Annotated in this window: 13 protein-coding genes; 12 read left to right on the plus strand and 1 reads right to left on the minus strand. The window is 70.5% G+C overall.

Translation table 11 applies throughout. The features are described 5' to 3' along the window. The first annotated feature begins 76 nt into the window (after positions 1–76). On the plus strand, positions 77–1,360 hold the full coding sequence (gene clpX, locus OG294_RS27435) for an ATP-dependent Clp protease ATP-binding subunit ClpX (protein ID WP_327069206.1): 1,284 nt from the start codon (positions 77–79) through the stop codon (positions 1,358–1,360). A gap of 92 nt (positions 1,361–1,452) precedes the next feature. On the opposite strand, the gene OG294_RS27440 is transcribed toward clpX, so the two are convergent. Then, complete coding sequence (locus OG294_RS27440) at positions 1,453–2,334, minus strand: hypothetical protein (RefSeq protein WP_327069207.1); 882 nt, start codon at positions 2,332–2,334, stop codon at positions 1,453–1,455. Between the two features lie 149 nt (positions 2,335–2,483). Between OG294_RS27440 and OG294_RS27445 the strand changes: the two genes are divergently transcribed. The 11 genes from OG294_RS27445 (at position 2,484) to OG294_RS27495 (ending at position 16,744) form a co-directional block, all read left to right on the plus strand. Then, a complete protein-coding gene (locus OG294_RS27445; RefSeq protein ID WP_442789227.1) occupies positions 2,484–5,147 on the plus strand; it encodes a valine--tRNA ligase in 2,664 nt (887 codons plus the stop codon). Between the two features lie 231 nt (positions 5,148–5,378). Then, a complete protein-coding gene (locus OG294_RS27450) occupies positions 5,379–5,885 on the plus strand; it encodes a hypothetical protein (protein ID WP_327069208.1) in 507 nt (168 codons plus the stop codon). 110 nt (positions 5,886–5,995) lie between these two features. Then, entirely contained in the window at positions 5,996–7,396 is a 1,401-nt protein-coding gene (gene folC, locus OG294_RS27455; RefSeq protein ID WP_442789228.1) for a bifunctional tetrahydrofolate synthase/dihydrofolate synthase, read from the plus strand. 2 nt (positions 7,397–7,398) lie between these two features. Further along, on the plus strand, positions 7,399–7,749 hold the full coding sequence (locus OG294_RS27460) for a DUF4233 domain-containing protein (RefSeq protein WP_327069209.1): 351 nt from the start codon (positions 7,399–7,401) through the stop codon (positions 7,747–7,749). 119 nt (positions 7,750–7,868) lie between these two features. Then, positions 7,869–8,282 carry a nucleoside-diphosphate kinase gene (gene ndk, locus OG294_RS27465; protein ID WP_327069210.1) on the plus strand — a complete coding sequence of 138 codons (414 nt, stop codon included), beginning with the start codon at positions 7,869–7,871 and terminating at the stop codon, positions 8,280–8,282. A 314-nt stretch (positions 8,283–8,596) separates the two neighbouring features. Beyond that, positions 8,597–9,622, plus strand: a complete 1,026-nt coding sequence (locus tag OG294_RS27470; RefSeq protein WP_281404108.1) for a rod shape-determining protein — start codon at positions 8,597–8,599, stop codon at positions 9,620–9,622. Between the two features lie 46 nt (positions 9,623–9,668). Next, positions 9,669–10,634, plus strand: a complete 966-nt coding sequence (gene mreC, locus OG294_RS27475; RefSeq protein ID WP_327069211.1) for a rod shape-determining protein MreC — start codon at positions 9,669–9,671, stop codon at positions 10,632–10,634. A 3-nt stretch (positions 10,635–10,637) separates the two neighbouring features. Next, positions 10,638–11,255, plus strand: coding sequence for a rod shape-determining protein MreD (mreD, locus tag OG294_RS27480; RefSeq protein WP_327069212.1), 618 nt, complete (start codon positions 10,638–10,640; stop codon positions 11,253–11,255). A 49-nt stretch (positions 11,256–11,304) separates the two neighbouring features. Beyond that, positions 11,305–13,512 carry a penicillin-binding protein 2 gene (gene mrdA, locus OG294_RS27485; protein WP_327069213.1) on the plus strand — a complete coding sequence of 736 codons (2,208 nt, stop codon included), beginning with the start codon at positions 11,305–11,307 and terminating at the stop codon, positions 13,510–13,512. After that, positions 13,509–14,711, plus strand: coding sequence for a rod shape-determining protein RodA (gene rodA / locus OG294_RS27490; RefSeq protein WP_327069214.1), 1,203 nt, complete (start codon positions 13,509–13,511; stop codon positions 14,709–14,711). Before mrdA ends, rodA begins: the two co-directional genes overlap by 4 nt. A 107-nt stretch (positions 14,712–14,818) precedes the next feature. Beyond that, on the plus strand, positions 14,819–16,744 hold the full coding sequence (locus OG294_RS27495; protein ID WP_327069215.1) for a TIGR03960 family B12-binding radical SAM protein: 1,926 nt from the start codon (positions 14,819–14,821) through the stop codon (positions 16,742–16,744). Positions 16,745–16,931 lie beyond the last annotated feature (187 nt).

Raw genomic sequence — 16,931 nt, forward strand, 5'->3', positions numbered from 1 at the left:
GCCGCCTGTGGCGGCCGCGGTCCACAGCACCAGGCCCCGGACCCCCGCGGGGCCCCTGGCGAAGGGGAAGCACCTCGTGGCACGCATCGGAGACGGTGGCGACCTGCTCAAGTGCTCGTTCTGCGGCAAGTCGCAGAAGCAGGTGAAGAAGCTCATCGCCGGCCCAGGCGTGTACATCTGCGACGAGTGCATCGACCTGTGCAACGAGATCATCGAGGAGGAACTCGCCGAGTCCTCCGAGGTGCGCTTCGAGGAGCTTCCGAAGCCCCGCGAGATCTACGAGTTCCTGGACCAGTACGTGGTCGGCCAGGACCTCGCCAAGAAGGCCCTCTCGGTGGCGGTCTACAACCACTACAAGCGGGTGCAGGCCGGCGAGGCGGGACGCGGCAGCGGCCGCGAGGACGCCATCGAGCTGGCCAAGTCCAACATCCTGCTGCTCGGCCCCACCGGCTCCGGCAAGACGCTGCTCGCGCAGACCCTGGCCCGGATGCTGAACGTGCCGTTCGCCATCGCCGACGCCACCGCCCTCACCGAGGCCGGCTACGTCGGTGAGGACGTCGAGAACATCCTGCTCAAGCTGATCCAGGCGGCCGACTACGACGTCAAGAAGGCCGAGACCGGGATCATCTACATCGACGAGATCGACAAGGTCGCCCGCAAGAGCGAGAACCCGTCGATCACCCGTGACGTCTCGGGCGAGGGCGTCCAGCAGGCGCTGCTGAAGATCCTGGAGGGGACCACCGCCTCGGTCCCGCCGCAGGGCGGCCGCAAGCACCCGCACCAGGAGTTCATCCAGATCGACACCACCAACGTGCTGTTCATCGTGGGCGGTGCGTTCGCCGGCCTGGAGCGGATCATCGAGGGCCGGGCCGGCGGCAAGGGCATCGGCTTCGGCGCCAACATCCGCTCCAAGCGGGAGAGCGACGCCAGCGACCACTTCCGCCAGGTGATGCCGGAGGACCTGGTCAAGTTCGGCATGATCCCGGAGTTCATCGGCCGGCTGCCGGTGATCACCAGCGTCCACAACCTGGACCGCGAGGCGCTGCTGCAGATCCTCACCGAGCCGAAGAACGCGCTGGTCAAGCAGTACCGCAAGCTCTTCGAACTGGACGGCGTGGAGCTGGAGTTCAGCCGTGACGCGCTGGAGGCGATCGCCGACCAGGCGATCCTGCGCGGCACCGGCGCGCGTGGGCTGCGGGCCATCATGGAGGAGGTGCTGATGTCCGTGATGTACGAGGTCCCCTCGCGTCAGGACGTCGCCCGCGTGGTGGTCACCGGCGACGTGGTCTCCAAGCACGCGATCCCTACCCTGGTCCCGCGCGACATGATCAAGCGCGAGCGCCGCGACAAGAGCGCCTGACCTCCCACCGCCCGGCGGCGGTAACGCCAGGGGGCCCGCGACCGAACCGGTCGCGGGCCCCCTGGGCGTTGCGGCGCTGTCAGCCCCGGGGGCTACTTCGCCACCACCATGGCGTCGTGGATGGCCTCGGCCTTCTTGGCGGCGTCGGCCGGCGGGAGGGCCACCACCTTGATCCCGCTCAGCTTCGTGAAGCTCACGCTGGCGATGGTGGAGTGGCTGGCCCAGATGCAGACCGACTGGCCGCCGGCGTCCGGGGCACCGGGGATCTTGAAGTCCAGGACTCCGCACTTGAGCGTCGCGTCGTCCTTGTTGCTGCCGCCCGAGTAGCTGGTCAGCGGCGTGGTCCAGGTGGCGCCGCTCTGCGTCATCTGGCTGGAGAAGTTGGAGATCGCCTTGTCCGGGTCGCCCAGCTTGCCGTAGTCGCCGCCGACCGTGATGGTGTCGCCCGGATCGGCGTCATTGGCGTAGCTGGCCGACATGGCGGTGATGTCACTGCCCAGGCTCGCGCTCTTGGCGGGGTCCGCCGGCGCGCTCTTGGCACTCTTCTGGGTGTAGCCGCCGGCCAGCGTCTGCGGGGCGGAGAGCTTGTAGCTGCCGGCCGCGGCGGAGCCCAGGAACTTGTAGGCGGCGAAACCGCCACCGCCCAGCACCAGGACGCCGACCACCACGCCGACCACCACACCGCCCTTGCCCTTCTTGGGCGCCGGCGGGTAGCCCCCCGCGTACTGCGGCTGCTGGCCCCAACCGGCCTGCGGCTGCGGCGGGTAGGGCTGCTGCGGCGGGACGCCGTACCCCGGCTGGGGCTGCCCGTACCCGGGCTGTGGCTGGCCGTAGCCGGGCTGGGGCTGACCGTACCCGGGCTGGGGCTGCGGCTGCCCGTACGCCGGCTGGCCGTAGCCGGGCTGCGGCTGGCCCGGCGGCGGATACTGCGGCTGCCCCGGCGGCGGATACTGCGGCTGACCCTGGCCGTACATGCGCTCTCGCTCCCCCGCCGCCCGTGCGGCGCAACACCCGTGCTCCACCGGCCTCGCCGGGCTCGGCCGACCGTGTGTCCGAGCACCGGCACGCTATCGCACAGCGCGCGGGCACAGGGCATTACCTCCGGTTCCGTAAACTGTGCGTCGTGACCGACAAGACGAACCAGCGCCCCACCGACGACACGTCCGAGGGCAACTCCACGGACGTGTCCGTGGACAACGCCGCAGCCCTCCCGACCACCTACGCTCCCGGCGAGGTAGAGGGCGAGCTGTACGAGCGCTGGGTATCGCGCGGTTACTTCACCGCCGACGCCAAGAGCGACAAGCCCCCCTACACGATCGTGATCCCGCCGCCGAACGTGACCGGCGCGCTGCACCTGGGCCACGCCTTCCAGCACACCCTGATGGACGCCCTGACGCGCCGTAAGCGGATGCAGGGCTACGAGGCCCTCTGGCTGCCGGGCATGGACCACGCCGGCATCGCCACCCAGAACCGGGTGGAGCAGCAGCTCGCCGCCTCCGGCCAGTCCCGCCACGACCTGGGCCGCGAGGCCTTCGTCGAGAAGGTGTGGGAGTGGAAGGAGAACTACGGCGGCAAGATCCTGGGTCAGATGCGCCGCCTCGGCGACGGCGTGGACTGGTCGCGGGAGCGCTTCACCATGGACGAGGGCCTCTCGCGCGCCGTCCAGACCATCTTCAAGAAGCTCTTCGACGACGGCCTGATCTACCGCGCCGAGCGCATCATCAACTGGTGCCCGCGCTGCCTGACCGCGCTCTCCGACATCGAGGTCGAGCACGAGGACAGCCCCGGCGAGCTGGTCTCGATCCGCTACGGCGACGGCGACGACTCGATCGTGGTGGCCACCACCCGCGCCGAGACCATGCTGGGCGACACCGCGGTGGCCGTCCACCCGGACGACGAGCGCTACCGGCACCTGATCGGGCGCACCATCGCGCTGCCGCTGACCGACCGCCGCATCCCGGTGGTCGCCGACGCGCACGTCGACCCGGAGTTCGGCACCGGCGCGGTCAAGGTGACCCCGGCGCACGACCCCAACGACTTCGCCATCGGGCAGCGGCACAACCTGCCCAACCTGACCGTGATGGACGAGCACGGCGCGATCACCGTGCACGGCCCCTTCCTCGGCCTGGACCGCCTGGAGGCGCGCTCGGCCGTGGTCGGCGAGCTGCGCGAGCAGGGGCGCATCGTCGCCGAGAAGCGCCCCTACATGCACGCGGTGGGCCACTGCTCGCGCTGCCACACCATCGTCGAGCCGCGGCTGTCGCTGCAGTGGTGGGTCAAGGTCGAGCCGCTGGCCCAGGCGGCCGGCGACGCGGTCCGTGACGGCCGGGTCCAGATCCACCCGAAGGAGATGGAGCGCCGCTACTTCGACTGGGTCGACAACATGTACGACTGGTGCATCTCGCGCCAGCTCTGGTGGGGTCACCGGATCCCGGTCTGGTACGGCCCGGACGGCGAGGTCGTCTGCGTCGGCCCCGACGAGCAGCCGCCCACCGGCGAGGGCTGGACCCAGGACCAGGACGTGCTGGACACCTGGTTCTCCAGCGGCCTGTGGCCCTTCTCCACCCTGGGCTGGCCCGAGCAGACGCCGGACCTGGAGAAGTTCTACCCGACCGACGTGCTGCTCACCGGCCACGACATCATCTTCTTCTGGGTCGCCCGGATGATGATGTTCGGCCTGTACGCGATGGACGGCCAGGCGCCGTTCCACACCATCGCGCTCACCGGTCTGGTCCGTGACCAGTTCGGCAAGAAGATGTCCAAGTCGAACCCGAACGCGGTCGACCCGCTGGACTGGATGGACGAGTTCGGCGCCGATGCCGTCCGCTTCACCCTGGCCAGCGGCGCCAACCCCGGCGCGGACGTGCCGATCGGCGAGGACTGGGTCAAGGGCTCGCGCAACTTCTGCAACAAGATCTGGAACGCCACCCGGTTCGCGCTGATGAACGGCGCCACCGTCGAGGGCCCGCTGCCGGCCTCCGAGGAGATGACCGCGGCCGACCGCTGGATCCTGTCCCGGTTGAACGAGACTGTCGCCCAGGTCGACGCGCTCTACGACGACTACCAGTTCGCCAAGCTCTCCGACGCGCTCTTCCACTTCGCCTGGGACGAGGTCTTCGACTGGTACGTCGAGCTCTCCAAGACCACCCTGGCCAAGGGCGGTCCGCAGGCCGACGCCGCGCGCCGGGTGCTGGGCGAGGTGCTGGATGTGACCCTGCGACTGCTGCACCCGATCGTCCCGTTCGTCACCGACACGCTGTGGACCTCGCTGACCGGTGCCGAGTCGCTGGTGATCGCCGAGTGGCCCAAGGACAGCGGTTTCCGCGACGCCGCCGCCGAGGCGGAGATCGCCACCGTCCAGCAGGTGGTCACCGAGGTCCGCCGGTTCCGCTCCGACCAGGGCCTGAAGCCGGGCCAGAAGGTCCCGGCCGAGCTGGAGTTGGGCGGCACGGTGCTGGGGGCGCACGAGGACGCGATCCGCTCGCTGCTGCGCCTGACCCGGCCCGAGGACGGCTTCGCGGCCACCGCCTCGCTGCCGGTGGCCGGTGCCACGGTCTCGCTGGACCTGTCCGGCACCATCGACGTGGCCGCCGAGCGCAAGCGCCTGGAGAAGGACCTCGCGGTCGCCGAGAAGGAGCGTACCCAGACCGCCGCCAAGCTCGGCAACGAGGGCTTCCTGGCCAAGGCGCCGGAGGACGTGGTGGTGAAGATCCGGGCCCGCCAGCAGGCGGCCGAGGCCGACATCGCCCGCATCACCGCGCAGTTGGCCGGCCTGCCCAAGGCCTGACCGACAGCCGCACCCGCTGTACCACGCCACTGGCCGCACCCCCAACCGGGGTGCGGCCAGTGGCGTTTCGGTTTGTAATCGGGCGAGGAATTTCTGATTGCTTTAATCCCGTGACCGGCTTTTTCCGTTCTTCTGCCACTTCTTGCGGCCAGGTCCGGTGACCTGCGAAGGCGTCCCGTATACGGTGTGCTGAAGTTCCGAGTACGGGCACTCGTGAAGGGAAGGCAGGGCATGGTGACAGCGCACAAGTTGGCCGGCGAACTTCCTGCGCAGCGGGTCGAGGAGGCAAAGGGACGGGCCGCGACATTGCTGCTCGCGTTCCGGCACGGCAACCAGGTCGCCTTCGACACGGCCCTGGACCGGTTGCTGGACGACCAGGCCGAACGCGAGGTGGTCACCCTGCTCGCCTGGGTCGCGGCCGAGGCGGTGCGCAAGGCCTACGCCCCCGAGGTCGGCGACCGGGTGCTGCGCTCGCTGGCCCGCCGGGCGCCGCAGGGCGAGATCGGGGTGCTGGTGGACGAGGAGTCGGCGGACGCGGCGCGGCTGATCGAGGCGGTGCGCGGCGGGCAGGTGGCCGCGGTGCGGGCGCTGGTGGCCGCCACCCCGGACACCACCTTCCTGCTCGGCGGCCTGCTCCAGGCGGTCGCCATGATGCTGCCGCTGCTCCCCGAGGACGAGGTCGACGAAGTGCTCGCCGAGCTGCGGCTGCGGCAGAGCCCGGTACCAGCCGCGGTCTGACCCGTCCGCGCAGCTGAGCGCGCCGCCGGCCCGAGGACGCGCCACCAGCGCCGCGGCGCACCGGCGGCCCCGCGGCGGGCGGGCGGGCCTCGCGCTCGTACACTGGGCGGGTGACCAGCTCCGCCGGGCCGAACCCGTACACCAGCCGTCCCAGCAACGCGGAGGCCGGCGACCAGCCGACCGGCCTGCAGGAGGTCGAGGCCGAACTCTCCCGGCGCTGGCCGGAGAACAAGCTCGAACCCTCGCTGGACCGGATCTCGGCCCTGATGGACATCCTCGGTGAGCCGCAGCGCGCCTACCCGTCCATCCACATCACCGGTACCAACGGCAAGACGTCCACGGCCCGGATGGTCGAGCAGCTGCTGAACGCCTTCGAGCTGCGCACCGGGCGCTACACCAGCCCGCACGTGGAGTCGGTGACCGAGCGGATCAGCCTGGACGGGCAGCCGATCAGCGTCGAGAAGTTCGTCGAGACGTACAACGACATCGAGCCCTACATCAGGATGGTGGACGAGCGGCAGCCCGTCGCGCTCTCCTTCTTCGAGGTGCTCACCGCCATGGCGTACGCGGCCTTCGCCGACGCGCCGGTGGACGTGGCCGTGGTCGAGGTCGGCATGGGCGGCACCTGGGACGCCACCAACGTGATCGACGCGGCCGTCTCCGTGCTCACCCCGGTCTCGCTGGACCACACCAAGTTCCTGGGGGACACCACCGGTCAGATCGCCACCGAGAAGGCCGGGATCATCAAGCCCGACTCCCTCGCGGTGGTCGCCCAGCAGCCGCTGGACGCCGCCGAGGCGATCCTGGCCCGCTCGGTCGAGGTCGGCGCCACGGTGGCCCGCGAGGGCATGGAGTTCGGGGTGCTGAGCCGCGAGGTCGCGGTCGGCGGCCAGCTGATCACCCTGCGTGGCCTCGGCGGGGGCGAGTACAGCGACATCTTCATCCCGCTGCACGGCGAGCACCAGGCGCACAACGCGGCCCTCGCACTGGCCGCGGTGGAGGCGTTCTTCGGCATCGGCGCGGCCCGCGAGGGCCAGCTGGACGCCGACAAGGTGCGCCACGCCTTCTCCGGTGTCAGCTCGCCCGGGCGCCTGGAGGTCGTCCGGCGCAGCCCCACCATCCTGCTGGACGCCGCGCACAACCCGGCCGGCGCGCGGGTCACCGCTGCCGCGGTTGGCGAGGCCTTCGCCTTCAACCGGCTCGTCGGGGTGATCGCCACCAGCGGCGACAAGGACGTCACCGGCCTGCTGGAGGCCTTCGAGCCGATCCTGGCCGAGGTGGTCATCACCCAGAACACCACCCACCGGGCGATGCCGGTGGACGACCTCGCGGCCCAGGCCGTGGAGATCTTCGGCGAGGACCGGGTGCAGGTGGAGCCCCGGCTGGACGACGCGATCGACGCCGCCGTGGCGCTGGCCGAGGCGGAGGGCGATCTCACCGGCTCCGGCGTGCTGATCACCGGCTCGGTGATCACCGTGGGCGAGGCCCGCCTGCTGCTCGGGAGGAAGTGACGATGCGTACGCTCTGTGCGTCCACGCTCATCGGCGAGGTCTTCGTGGTGCTCTTCGCGGCCTGCGTCGCGATGAAGATGACGGACGTCTCGACCGCCGTGATCTGGGGTGTCAGCGGGGCGGTGATGCTCTGCTGCGTGCTGCTGTGCGGCATGATCACCCGCCGCGGCGCGGTGGCCGTCGGCTGGGCGCTCCAGCTGGGCCTGATCGCGGCCGGGCTGCTGCTGCCGACGATGTACGCGCTGGGCGTGATCTTCGCGGGCCTGTGGTGGTGCTCGGTGCACTACGGCCGCAAGATCGATGTCATCAAGGCGGAGCGCGAGGGCCGCACGACCGTCGGCGCCACCGCCTAGAACGGTCGGCGGCCGCCGGTTGCCCCCGCGCGGTGGCGGTCACCGACCCGCTGTTCACGCAAGGTAACCTCTGGGCAGTGGCATACACCATTCAGCCCCGAAACCTCTGGAGCCGCACCGTGACCCAGCGCACTCTCGTCCTGCTCAAGCCCGACGCCGTCCGCCGTGGTCTGACCGGCGAGATCATCAGCCGGATCGAGCGCAAGGCGGGCTGGCGACTGGCCGCCGTCGAGCTGCGCACCTTCGACCGGGCGACGCTGGAGACGCACTACGCCGAGCACGTCGGCCGTCCGTTCTACGAGCCGCTGCTCGAGTTCATGACCTCCGGCCCCTCGCTCGCCCTGATCGTCGAGGGCGAGAACGTGGTCCCGGGCGTGCGCGCGCTGGCCGGCGCCACCGACCCGCTGGCCGCGGGCCCCGGCACCATCCGCGGTGACTTCGCCACGATCACCCGGGAGAACCTGATCCACGCCTCGGACTCGGAGGCCTCGGCCGAGCGCGAGATCAAGATCTTCTTTCCCGCCCACGCCTGACCCGGCATCGGGGCGGCCCGCGGTCGGCCGAGCCGCTCAGGCTCAGCCAACCGTGGGAATCTGATCCTCAAATATGGAACTGAATAGTCCGACACGGCGTCCCAATCCGGGGAGAACCGATCCTGCGACGGAGAATGGACGCCATGCCCATCCCGCCGACCAGTTCGCCGGGCGTGGCTACGATGGAGGCACCCTACGGGCCCGAACGGCCCGGCGCGCGGTTCGCGCGCTGCTGTGCGGGCCTCGTGTGAGGCTCAACTCCCTGCCCATGACATCCAGTTCGGGAAGGCGTTCCACACTCCATGGCCAACAATCTGTCGTTCATCGGCCGTGACCTGGCGATCGACCTCGGCACTGCCAACACGCTGGTGTACGTCAGGGGCAAGGGGATCGTCCTGAACGAGCCGTCAGTCGTGGCGGTCAACACCAACACCGGCGGCATCCTGGCGGTCGGGTCCGAGGCGAAGAAGATGATCGGGCGCACGCCCGGCAACATCATCGCCATCCGCCCGCTCAAGGACGGCGTGATCGCCGACTTCGAGATCACCCAGCGGATGCTGCGGTACTTCATCCAGAAGATCCACCGCCGCCGCTACCTGGTCCGCCCGCGGGTCGTGGTCTGCGTGCCCAGCGGCATCACCGGCGTGGAGCGCCGCGCCGTGGTGGAGGCCAGTCACCTGGCCGGCGCCCGCCAGGTCCACATCATCGAGGAGCCGATGGCCGCCGCGATCGGCGCCGGTCTGCCGGTCCACGAGGCCACCGGCAACATGGTGGTGGACATCGGCGGCGGCACCACCGAGGTCGCGGTCATCTCGCTGGGCGGCATCGTCACCGCGCAGTCGATCCGGGTGGCCGGCGACGAGCTGGACAACGCGATCGTCCAGCACATCAAGAAGGAGTACTCGCTGCTCCTCGGCGAGCGCAGTGCCGAGCAGATCAAGATGAGCATCGGCTCGGCCTGGGGCTCGGAGAACGAGAAGGACGAGCACGCCGAGATCCGCGGCCGGGACCTGGTCAGCGGCCTGCCGAAGACCGTGGTGATCTCCGCCGCCGAGGTCCGCGAGGCCATCGACGAACCGGTCAACTCGATCATCGACGCCGTCAAGACCACCCTGGACCAGTGCCCGCCGGAGCTGGCGGGCGACGTGATGGACCGCGGCGTGGTGCTGACCGGCGGCGGTGCGCTGCTGCGCGGGCTGGACGAGCGGCTGCGCCGGGAGACCGGGATGCCGATCCACATCGCGGAGAACCCGCTGGACTCGGTGGCGCTCGGTTCGGGCCGCTGCGTCGAGGAGTTCGAGGCCCTGCAGCAGGTACTGGACGCGCAGCCGCGTCGTTAGACACCCCGTCAGACCCGACACATTCAGAAGGGGCAGCCTCGTCGCCGTGAGGGACACACGAGAGAGCCGACTGCTGCTCGTCCTGCTGGTGGCCGTAGCCTTCGCGCTGATCACCGTGGACATCAAGGGCGGTGAGAGCTCCCCGCTGAACGGCGCCCGCCGCACCGCCGCCGACCTGTTCGGTCCGGCGGAGCGCGGCGCCGCGGGGGCCGTCGATCCGATAGCCCGCACGGTGCGGGCGATCCGCGACTCGGGCACCGAGCAGCAGCGGCTGGACCAGATCGGCGCCGAGAACACCGAGCTGCGCCAGAAGCTGGCCTCCTCGGACACCGCCACCGGGCGGACCAAGCAGCTGGACGACATGCTGCGCACCGCCGGGTCCGGCGGATACACCATCAAGGCCGCGCAGGTGATCGCCATCGGCGCGGCCCAGGGCTTCTCCTGGACCATCACCATCGACGCGGGCAGCGACGACGGCCTGCAGCGGGACATGACCGTGATCAACGGTCAGGGCCTGGTCGGCCGGGTCACCACGGTCGCCCCGACCACTGCCACGGTGCTGCTCGCCACCGATCCCGGCTTCACCGCCGGCACCCGGATGGAGGGCAGCGGCGAGATCGGCTTCGCGGCCGGGCAGGGCCAGGGTCCGATGAAGGTCCAGCTGCTCAACGGCAAGGCGCAGGTCAAGCCGGGCGACCGGCTGGTCACCTTCGGCTCGCAGAACGGCCGTCCGTTCGTGCCGGGCGTGCCGGTGGGCACCGTCACCCAGGTGCAGGCCACGCCGGGCGAGCTGACCAAGACCGTGCTGGTCGACCCGTTCGTCTCGTTCACCCGGCTGGACCTGGTCGGGGTGGTCGTGGTGCCGCCGCGCACCGACCCCAGGGACTCGGTGCTGCCGCCGGCCCCGCCGAGCCCCACCCCCGCGGCCCCCGCCCAGCCGCCGGCCGCGCCCGCGGCGCAGCCGTCCGGCGCCCCGCAGCAGCCGTCCGACTCGCCGACCGGGGGGAACTGACCGATGGTCATCAAGCGCGCCCTGCTCTCCGCCGTCCTGGTCCTGCTCGCCCTGCTGCTGCAGGTCAGTGTGCTGGGCCGGCTGCAGCTGCCCGGGGCCACCCCGGACCTGCTGCTGCTGGTCGTGGTCGGTCTCGGCCTGGTCTTCGGCCCCTCCGGCGGCTGCCTGACCGGCTTCGCCGCCGGGCTGCTGGCCGACCTGGCGCCGCCCTCCGACCACGCGATCGGCCGCTACGCGCTGGTGCTCTGCCTGATCGGCTACGCGGCCGGTCTGCTGCGTGCCGAGCCGGGCCGGCCTCGCTCGGTGCTGGTGCCGCTGCTGGTGGTGGCCGGTGCCGCGATCGTCTCCACGCTGCTGTACGCGGCGGTCGGCGCGCTGGTCGGCGACACCGCCGCCCGGCACGTCGGGCTGCCTTCGCTGATGGGCACCGCGCTCCTGTACGACCTGCTGCTGGCCCCCTTCGTGGTGCCCGCGGTGATGCTGCTGGCCCGCTGGGCGGACCCGTCGGGGCCGGGCGGCGAGGTGACCGGGCCGGGCCTGGGCACCATCGCGCGCTACCGCACCACCCGGGAGGCCTCGGGACTGCCGAGCAGCAGCCGCAAGATCCGGGCCAAGTCCTGATAGCCGGCCGGCCCCCTACCGACCACCTCTCAAGCGGGGAGTCCTCGAGGTGAGCAACATCCCGGAGACCGGTCGCACCCGCCGGGTGACGATCCGTCTGGTCGTCCTGCAGATCCTGGTCCTCTCGCTGCTCGCCACCCTCGGCGGGCGGCTGTGGTTCCTGCAGATCCGCAACGGCAGCCAGTACACCGCCCAGGCCTCCAACAACCACATCCGCGAGGTGGTCTCACCGGCGATCCGCGGCGAGATCCTGGACGCCGACGGCCGGGTGCTGGCCGGCAACCAGACCAAGCTCGTGGTCTCGGTCAGCCGCACCTCGCTGCTGGAGCAGAAGGACCACGGCAAGGCGGCGCTGACCAAGCTGGCCCAGGTGCTCGGGATGAACCCCAAGGACGTCCAGGACAAGGTCAGGCTCTGCGACGCCAAGACCCCGCAGCCCTGCTGGAACGGCTCGCCCTACCAGCCGATCCCGGTGACCGACCAGGCCACCACCCAGCAGGCGATGCAGATAATGGAACGCCGCGAGGACTTCCCCGGCATCACCGCCCAGCCCACCGCCGTGCGCCAGTACCCGGGCCCGGACGGCGCCAACATGGCCCAGGTGCTCGGCTACCTGTCGCCGGTCACCGACGACGAGGTCACCAAGACCGCGAACCAGAGCGGCAAGAGCAAGTACCTGCCCAGCGACCAGATCGGCCGGGCCGGTCTGGAGTCGGTCTACGACAACGACCTGCGCGGCGCCACCGGCGTCGACCGCCTGGAGGTGGACAACCTCGGCCGGGTGATCGGCAGCGCCGGCACCACCCCCGCCCAGCCCGGCGACAACGTGGTGACCAGCCTGGACGCCCGGGTGCAGAAGGTGGTCGAGGACAACCTGGTGCAGGCGATGAAGGACGCCCGCAACACCTACGACACGGTGACCAACCAGAACTTCGTGGCCGACTCCGGCGCGGCCATAGTGATGGACGTGCACACCGGCCGGATCATCGCGATGGCCAGCGCCCCGACCTACGACCCCAACCTCTGGGTGGGCGGCATCTCCGCCAAGGACTACGCCGGTCTGACCGGCCAGGACAGCAACTACCCGCTGCTCAACCGGGCCATCCAGGGCCAGTCGGCGCCCGGCTCGACCTTCAAGGTGGTCTCCACCAGCGCCGCCGTCCAGGCCGGCTACTCGCTGGACGGCCACTACCCGTGCCCGTCGAGCCTGACCATCGGCGGCCGGGAGTTCAAGAACTTCGAGGGCGAGTCGGCCGGTGACATCTCGCTGGAGAAGGCACTGGAGATCTCCTGCGACACCGTCTTCTACGGCCTGTCCTACGACCAGTGGATGAAGGACGGCGGCACCAAGCCCAAGGCCGACCCCGCCGACTGGTTCTACAAGACGGCCCACCAGTTCGGCCTCGGCGCCAAGACCGGCATCGACCTGCCGGCCGAGGTCCCGGGCCGGGTGCCGGACCGGCAGTGGAAGACCGACTTCTTCAACGCCAACAAGGACGCCTGGTGCAAGCAGGCGGCCGGCGGCGGCACCGACTACGCCACCCAGATCGCCCGCGAGAACTGCGTGGACGGCAACGTGCTGCGCGCCGGTGACTCGGTCAACTACGCGATCGGCCAGGGCGACACGCTGGTCACCCCGATCCAGATGGCCACCATCTACTCGGCGATCGCCAACGGCGGCACGCTCTACCGGCCCACCGTGGCCAAGGCCGTCGTCACCCCCAGCGGCCAGCTGGTGCGCAACATCGACCCGCACGTGGACGGCAAGCTGCCGGACGACGACAAGACCCTGCAGTACATCGACCAGGCCACCGCCGGCGTCATCACCGAGGGCACCGCGGCCTGGAAGTTCACCGGCGCGGGCTGGCCGCAGGACAAGATCCAGCTGCACGCCAAGACCGGTACCGCCGAGGTCTACGGCAAGCAGACCACCTCCTGGCTGACCACCTACAGCAAGGACTACGCGGTGGTCATGACGATCAGCCAGGGCGGCACCGGCTCGGGCGGCTCGGGTGACGCGGTCCGCCGGATCTACCAGGCGCTGTACGGCGTGGACGACAAGGGCAACGTCGACCCGGGCAAGGCGCTGCTGCCCACCCCGCAGACCGACCTGCCCAAGTTCAACCCGGACGGCACCGCGATCCTCAAGTCGGTGGCCTACGCCGACATCCCGCCGGTGCCGGCCCGGTCGGGCGTCTACACCGACCTGTACGCGCTGGAGCCCGCGCAGCGCGGCGTCGGAAGGAGCCGGGCATGACCTCCTCCTACAGCTCCTACCGCCAGCTGCGGTTCTCGCCGCAGCGCGGCCCGCTGGCCCGGGCGCTGGCCAAGGACGCCCCGCTGCGCCGGCTGGACTGGGTGATAATCCTGGCCGCGCTCGCGCTGTCACTGGGCAGCTCGATGCTGGTGTGGTCGGCGACCCGGGGGCGCGACTCGCTGACCCACGGCGATCCGCAGTACTTCCTCTACCGGCACCTGACCAACCTGGTGATCGGCGTGGTGCTCTGTGCCGGCGCCATCGCGATAGGGCACCACCGGATCCGCGCCGCGGTGCCGGTCCTCTACGCGCTCTCCATCCTGATGCTGCTGGCCACGCTCAGCCCGCTGGGCTCGACGATCAACGGCGCGCACTCCTGGATCCAGTTCGGCGGCGGCTTCTCGATCCAGCCGGCCGAGTTCGCCAAGCTGGCCATCGTGCTCGGGATGGCGCTGGTGCTCTCCTCCCGGGTGGACACCGGCGAGCGGGCGATACCGCCGGGGCGCACCGTGCTCCAGGCGCTGGCGCTGGGCGGGCTGCCGATCTGCATCGTGCTGCTGATGCCCGACCTCGGCTCGGTCATGGTGATGGTGGTGACCATCCTGGGCATCCTGCTGGCCTCCGGGGTGGCCAACCGGTGGATCTTCGGTCTGCTGGCCACCGGAGGGCTAGGCGCCGCGGCCGTCTGGAAGCTGCACGTGCTGAGCAAGTACCAGATCGACCGCTTCGCCGCCTTCGCCAACCCGGCGCTGGACCCCTCGGGCGTGGGCTACAACACCGCGCAGGCCCGGATCGCGATCGGCTCCGGCGGCCTGACCGGCAAGGGCCTGTTCCACGGCACCCAGACGATAGGGCAGTTCGTCCCCGAGCAGCAGACCGACTTCGTCTTCACGGTCGCGGGGGAGGAGCTGGGCTTCGTCGGGGGCCTGGCGATCATCCTGCTGGTCGGGGTGATCCTGTGGCGCGCCTGCCGGATCGCCCGCCAGGCCACCGACCTGTTCGGCACCGTGGTGGCGGGCGGCGTGATCGCCTGGTTCGCCTTCCAGTCCTTCGAGAACATCGGCATGACGCTGGGCATCATGCCGGTGGCCGGCATCCCGCTGCCCTTCGTCAGCTACGGCGGTTCCTCGATGTTCGCGGGCTGGATCGCCATCGGGCTGCTCCAGGCGGTCCGCACCCAGCGGCCGATAGCGATGTGAGGCGCGGCCCGGGCGGTGGTGACCACCACCCGGGCCAGCAGGTTCTGCCCTCCGGTCACGCTACCCTTGAGGGTCACCCCCTCCGTCAAGCCAAAGGGTTTCGCCGCATGCCAGTCGAATCGGTCTTCCCACGCCTGGAGGCCCTCCTCCCGCACGTCCAGAAGCCGATCCAGTACGTCGGCGGCGAGCTCAACTCGACCGTCAAGGAGTGGGACTCCTGCGACGTCCGCTGGGCGCTGATGTACCCGGACGCGTACGAGGTCGGGCTGCCCAACCAGGGCGTCATGATCCTCTACGAGGTGCTGAACGAGCGCGAGGGCGTGCTGGCCGAGCGGACCTACAGCGTCTGGCCCGACCTGGAGGCCCTGATGCGCGAGCACCAGGTCCCGCAGTTCACGGTGGACGCGCACCGCCCGGTCAAGGCCTTCGACGTGTTCGGGCTCTCGTTCTCCACCGAGCTCGGCTACACGAACATGCTGGCCGCGCTGGACCTGGCCGGCATCCCGCTGGACGCGGCCGACCGCACCGACGAGGACCCGATCGTGCTGGCCGGCGGCCACGCCGCGTTCAACCCCGAGCCGATCGCGGACTTCATCGACTGCGCGGTGGTCGGCGACGGCGAGCAGGCCGTGCTCGACATCACCGAGATCATCCGGGCTTGGAAGGCCGAGGGCCGCCCCGGCGGCCGCGAGGAGCTGCTGCTGCGCCTTGCCAGGACCGGCGGGGTCTACGTGCCGCGGTTCTACGACGTCGAGTACCTGCCGGACGGCCGGATCGCCCGCGTGGTCCCCAACGCCCCCGGCGTGCCGTGGCGGGTCTCCAAGCACACCGTGATGGACCTGGACGAGTGGCCCTACCCCAAGCAGCCGCTGGTCCCGCTCGCCGAGACGGTGCACGAGCGGATGTCCGTGGAGATCTTCCGCGGCTGCACCCGCGGCTGCCGCTTCTGCCAGGCCGGCATGATCACGCGCCCCGTGCGGGAGCGAAGCATCACCGGCATCGGCGAGATGGTGGAGCGCGGGCTGAAGGCGACCGGCTTCGAGGAGGTCGGCCTGCTCTCGCTCTCCTCGGCCGACCACACCGAGATCGGCGACATCGCCAAGGGCCTGGCCGACCGGTACACCGAGGACAAGATCGGCCTGTCGCTGCCCTCCACCCGGGTGGACGCCTTCAACATCGACCTGGCCAACGAGCTGACCCGCAACGGCCGGCGCTCCGGCCTCACCTTCGCCCCCGAGGGCGGCAGTGAGCGGATCCGCAAGGTGATCAACAAGATGGTGTCGGAGGAGGACCTGATCCGCACCGTCGCCGCGGCCTACGGCAACGGCTGGCGCCAGGTGAAGCTGTACTTCATGGTCGGCCTCCCGACGGAGACCGACGAGGACGTGCTGCAGATCGCCGAGATGGCGAAGAACGTCATCCAGAAGGGCCGCGAGGTCACCGGGCAGAACGACATCCGCTGCACGGTCTCCATCGGCGGTTTCGTCCCCAAGCCGCACACCCCCTTCCAGTGGGCCCCCCAGCTGTCCGCGGAGGACACCGACGCCCGGCTCGCCAAGCTGCGCGACGCGATCCGCCAGGACCGCAAGTACGGCAAGAACATCGGCTTCCGCTACCACGACGGCAAGCCCGGCATCGTCGAGGGCCTGCTCTCCCGCGGTGACCGCCGCACCGGCAGGATCATCCGCGCGGTCTACGAGGACGGCGGCCGGTTCGACGGCTGGCGCGAGCACTTCTCCTTCGACCGCTGGATGCAGGCCGCCGAGAGGGGCCTGGCCGGCACCGGCGTCGACGTCGCCTGGTACACCACCCGCGAGCGCGGCTACGAGGAGGTCCTGCCCTGGGACCACCTGGACAGCGGCCTCGACAAGGACTGGCTCTGGGAGGACTGGCAGGACGCGCTGGAGGAGGTCGAGGTCGACGACTGCCGCTGGACCCCGTGCTTCGACTGCGGTGTCTGTCCTCAGATGGACACGACCATCCAAATCGGTCCGACGGGCAAGAAGCTGCTGCCCCTGACGGTGCTGAAGTAGTCCCGATCGAGCGGTACCAGGGCCACCGGGCTGAGCTGCGACGCGAGGGGTGGGTACGGGCGCGTACCCTTGCTCCTTGACAGAGTCCATCCCGGTGGCCCAGCTGTATCGGGCCGCCGGCTCCGGACGCGACTTCTCCCGAAGGACTGAGCGACCCTGGCACGCCGCACGCCCGACGGTCCGCCTC

It is taken from the genome of Kitasatospora sp. NBC_01302 (assembly GCF_035976515.1).
GTDB lineage: Bacteria > Actinomycetota > Actinomycetes > Streptomycetales > Streptomycetaceae > Kitasatospora.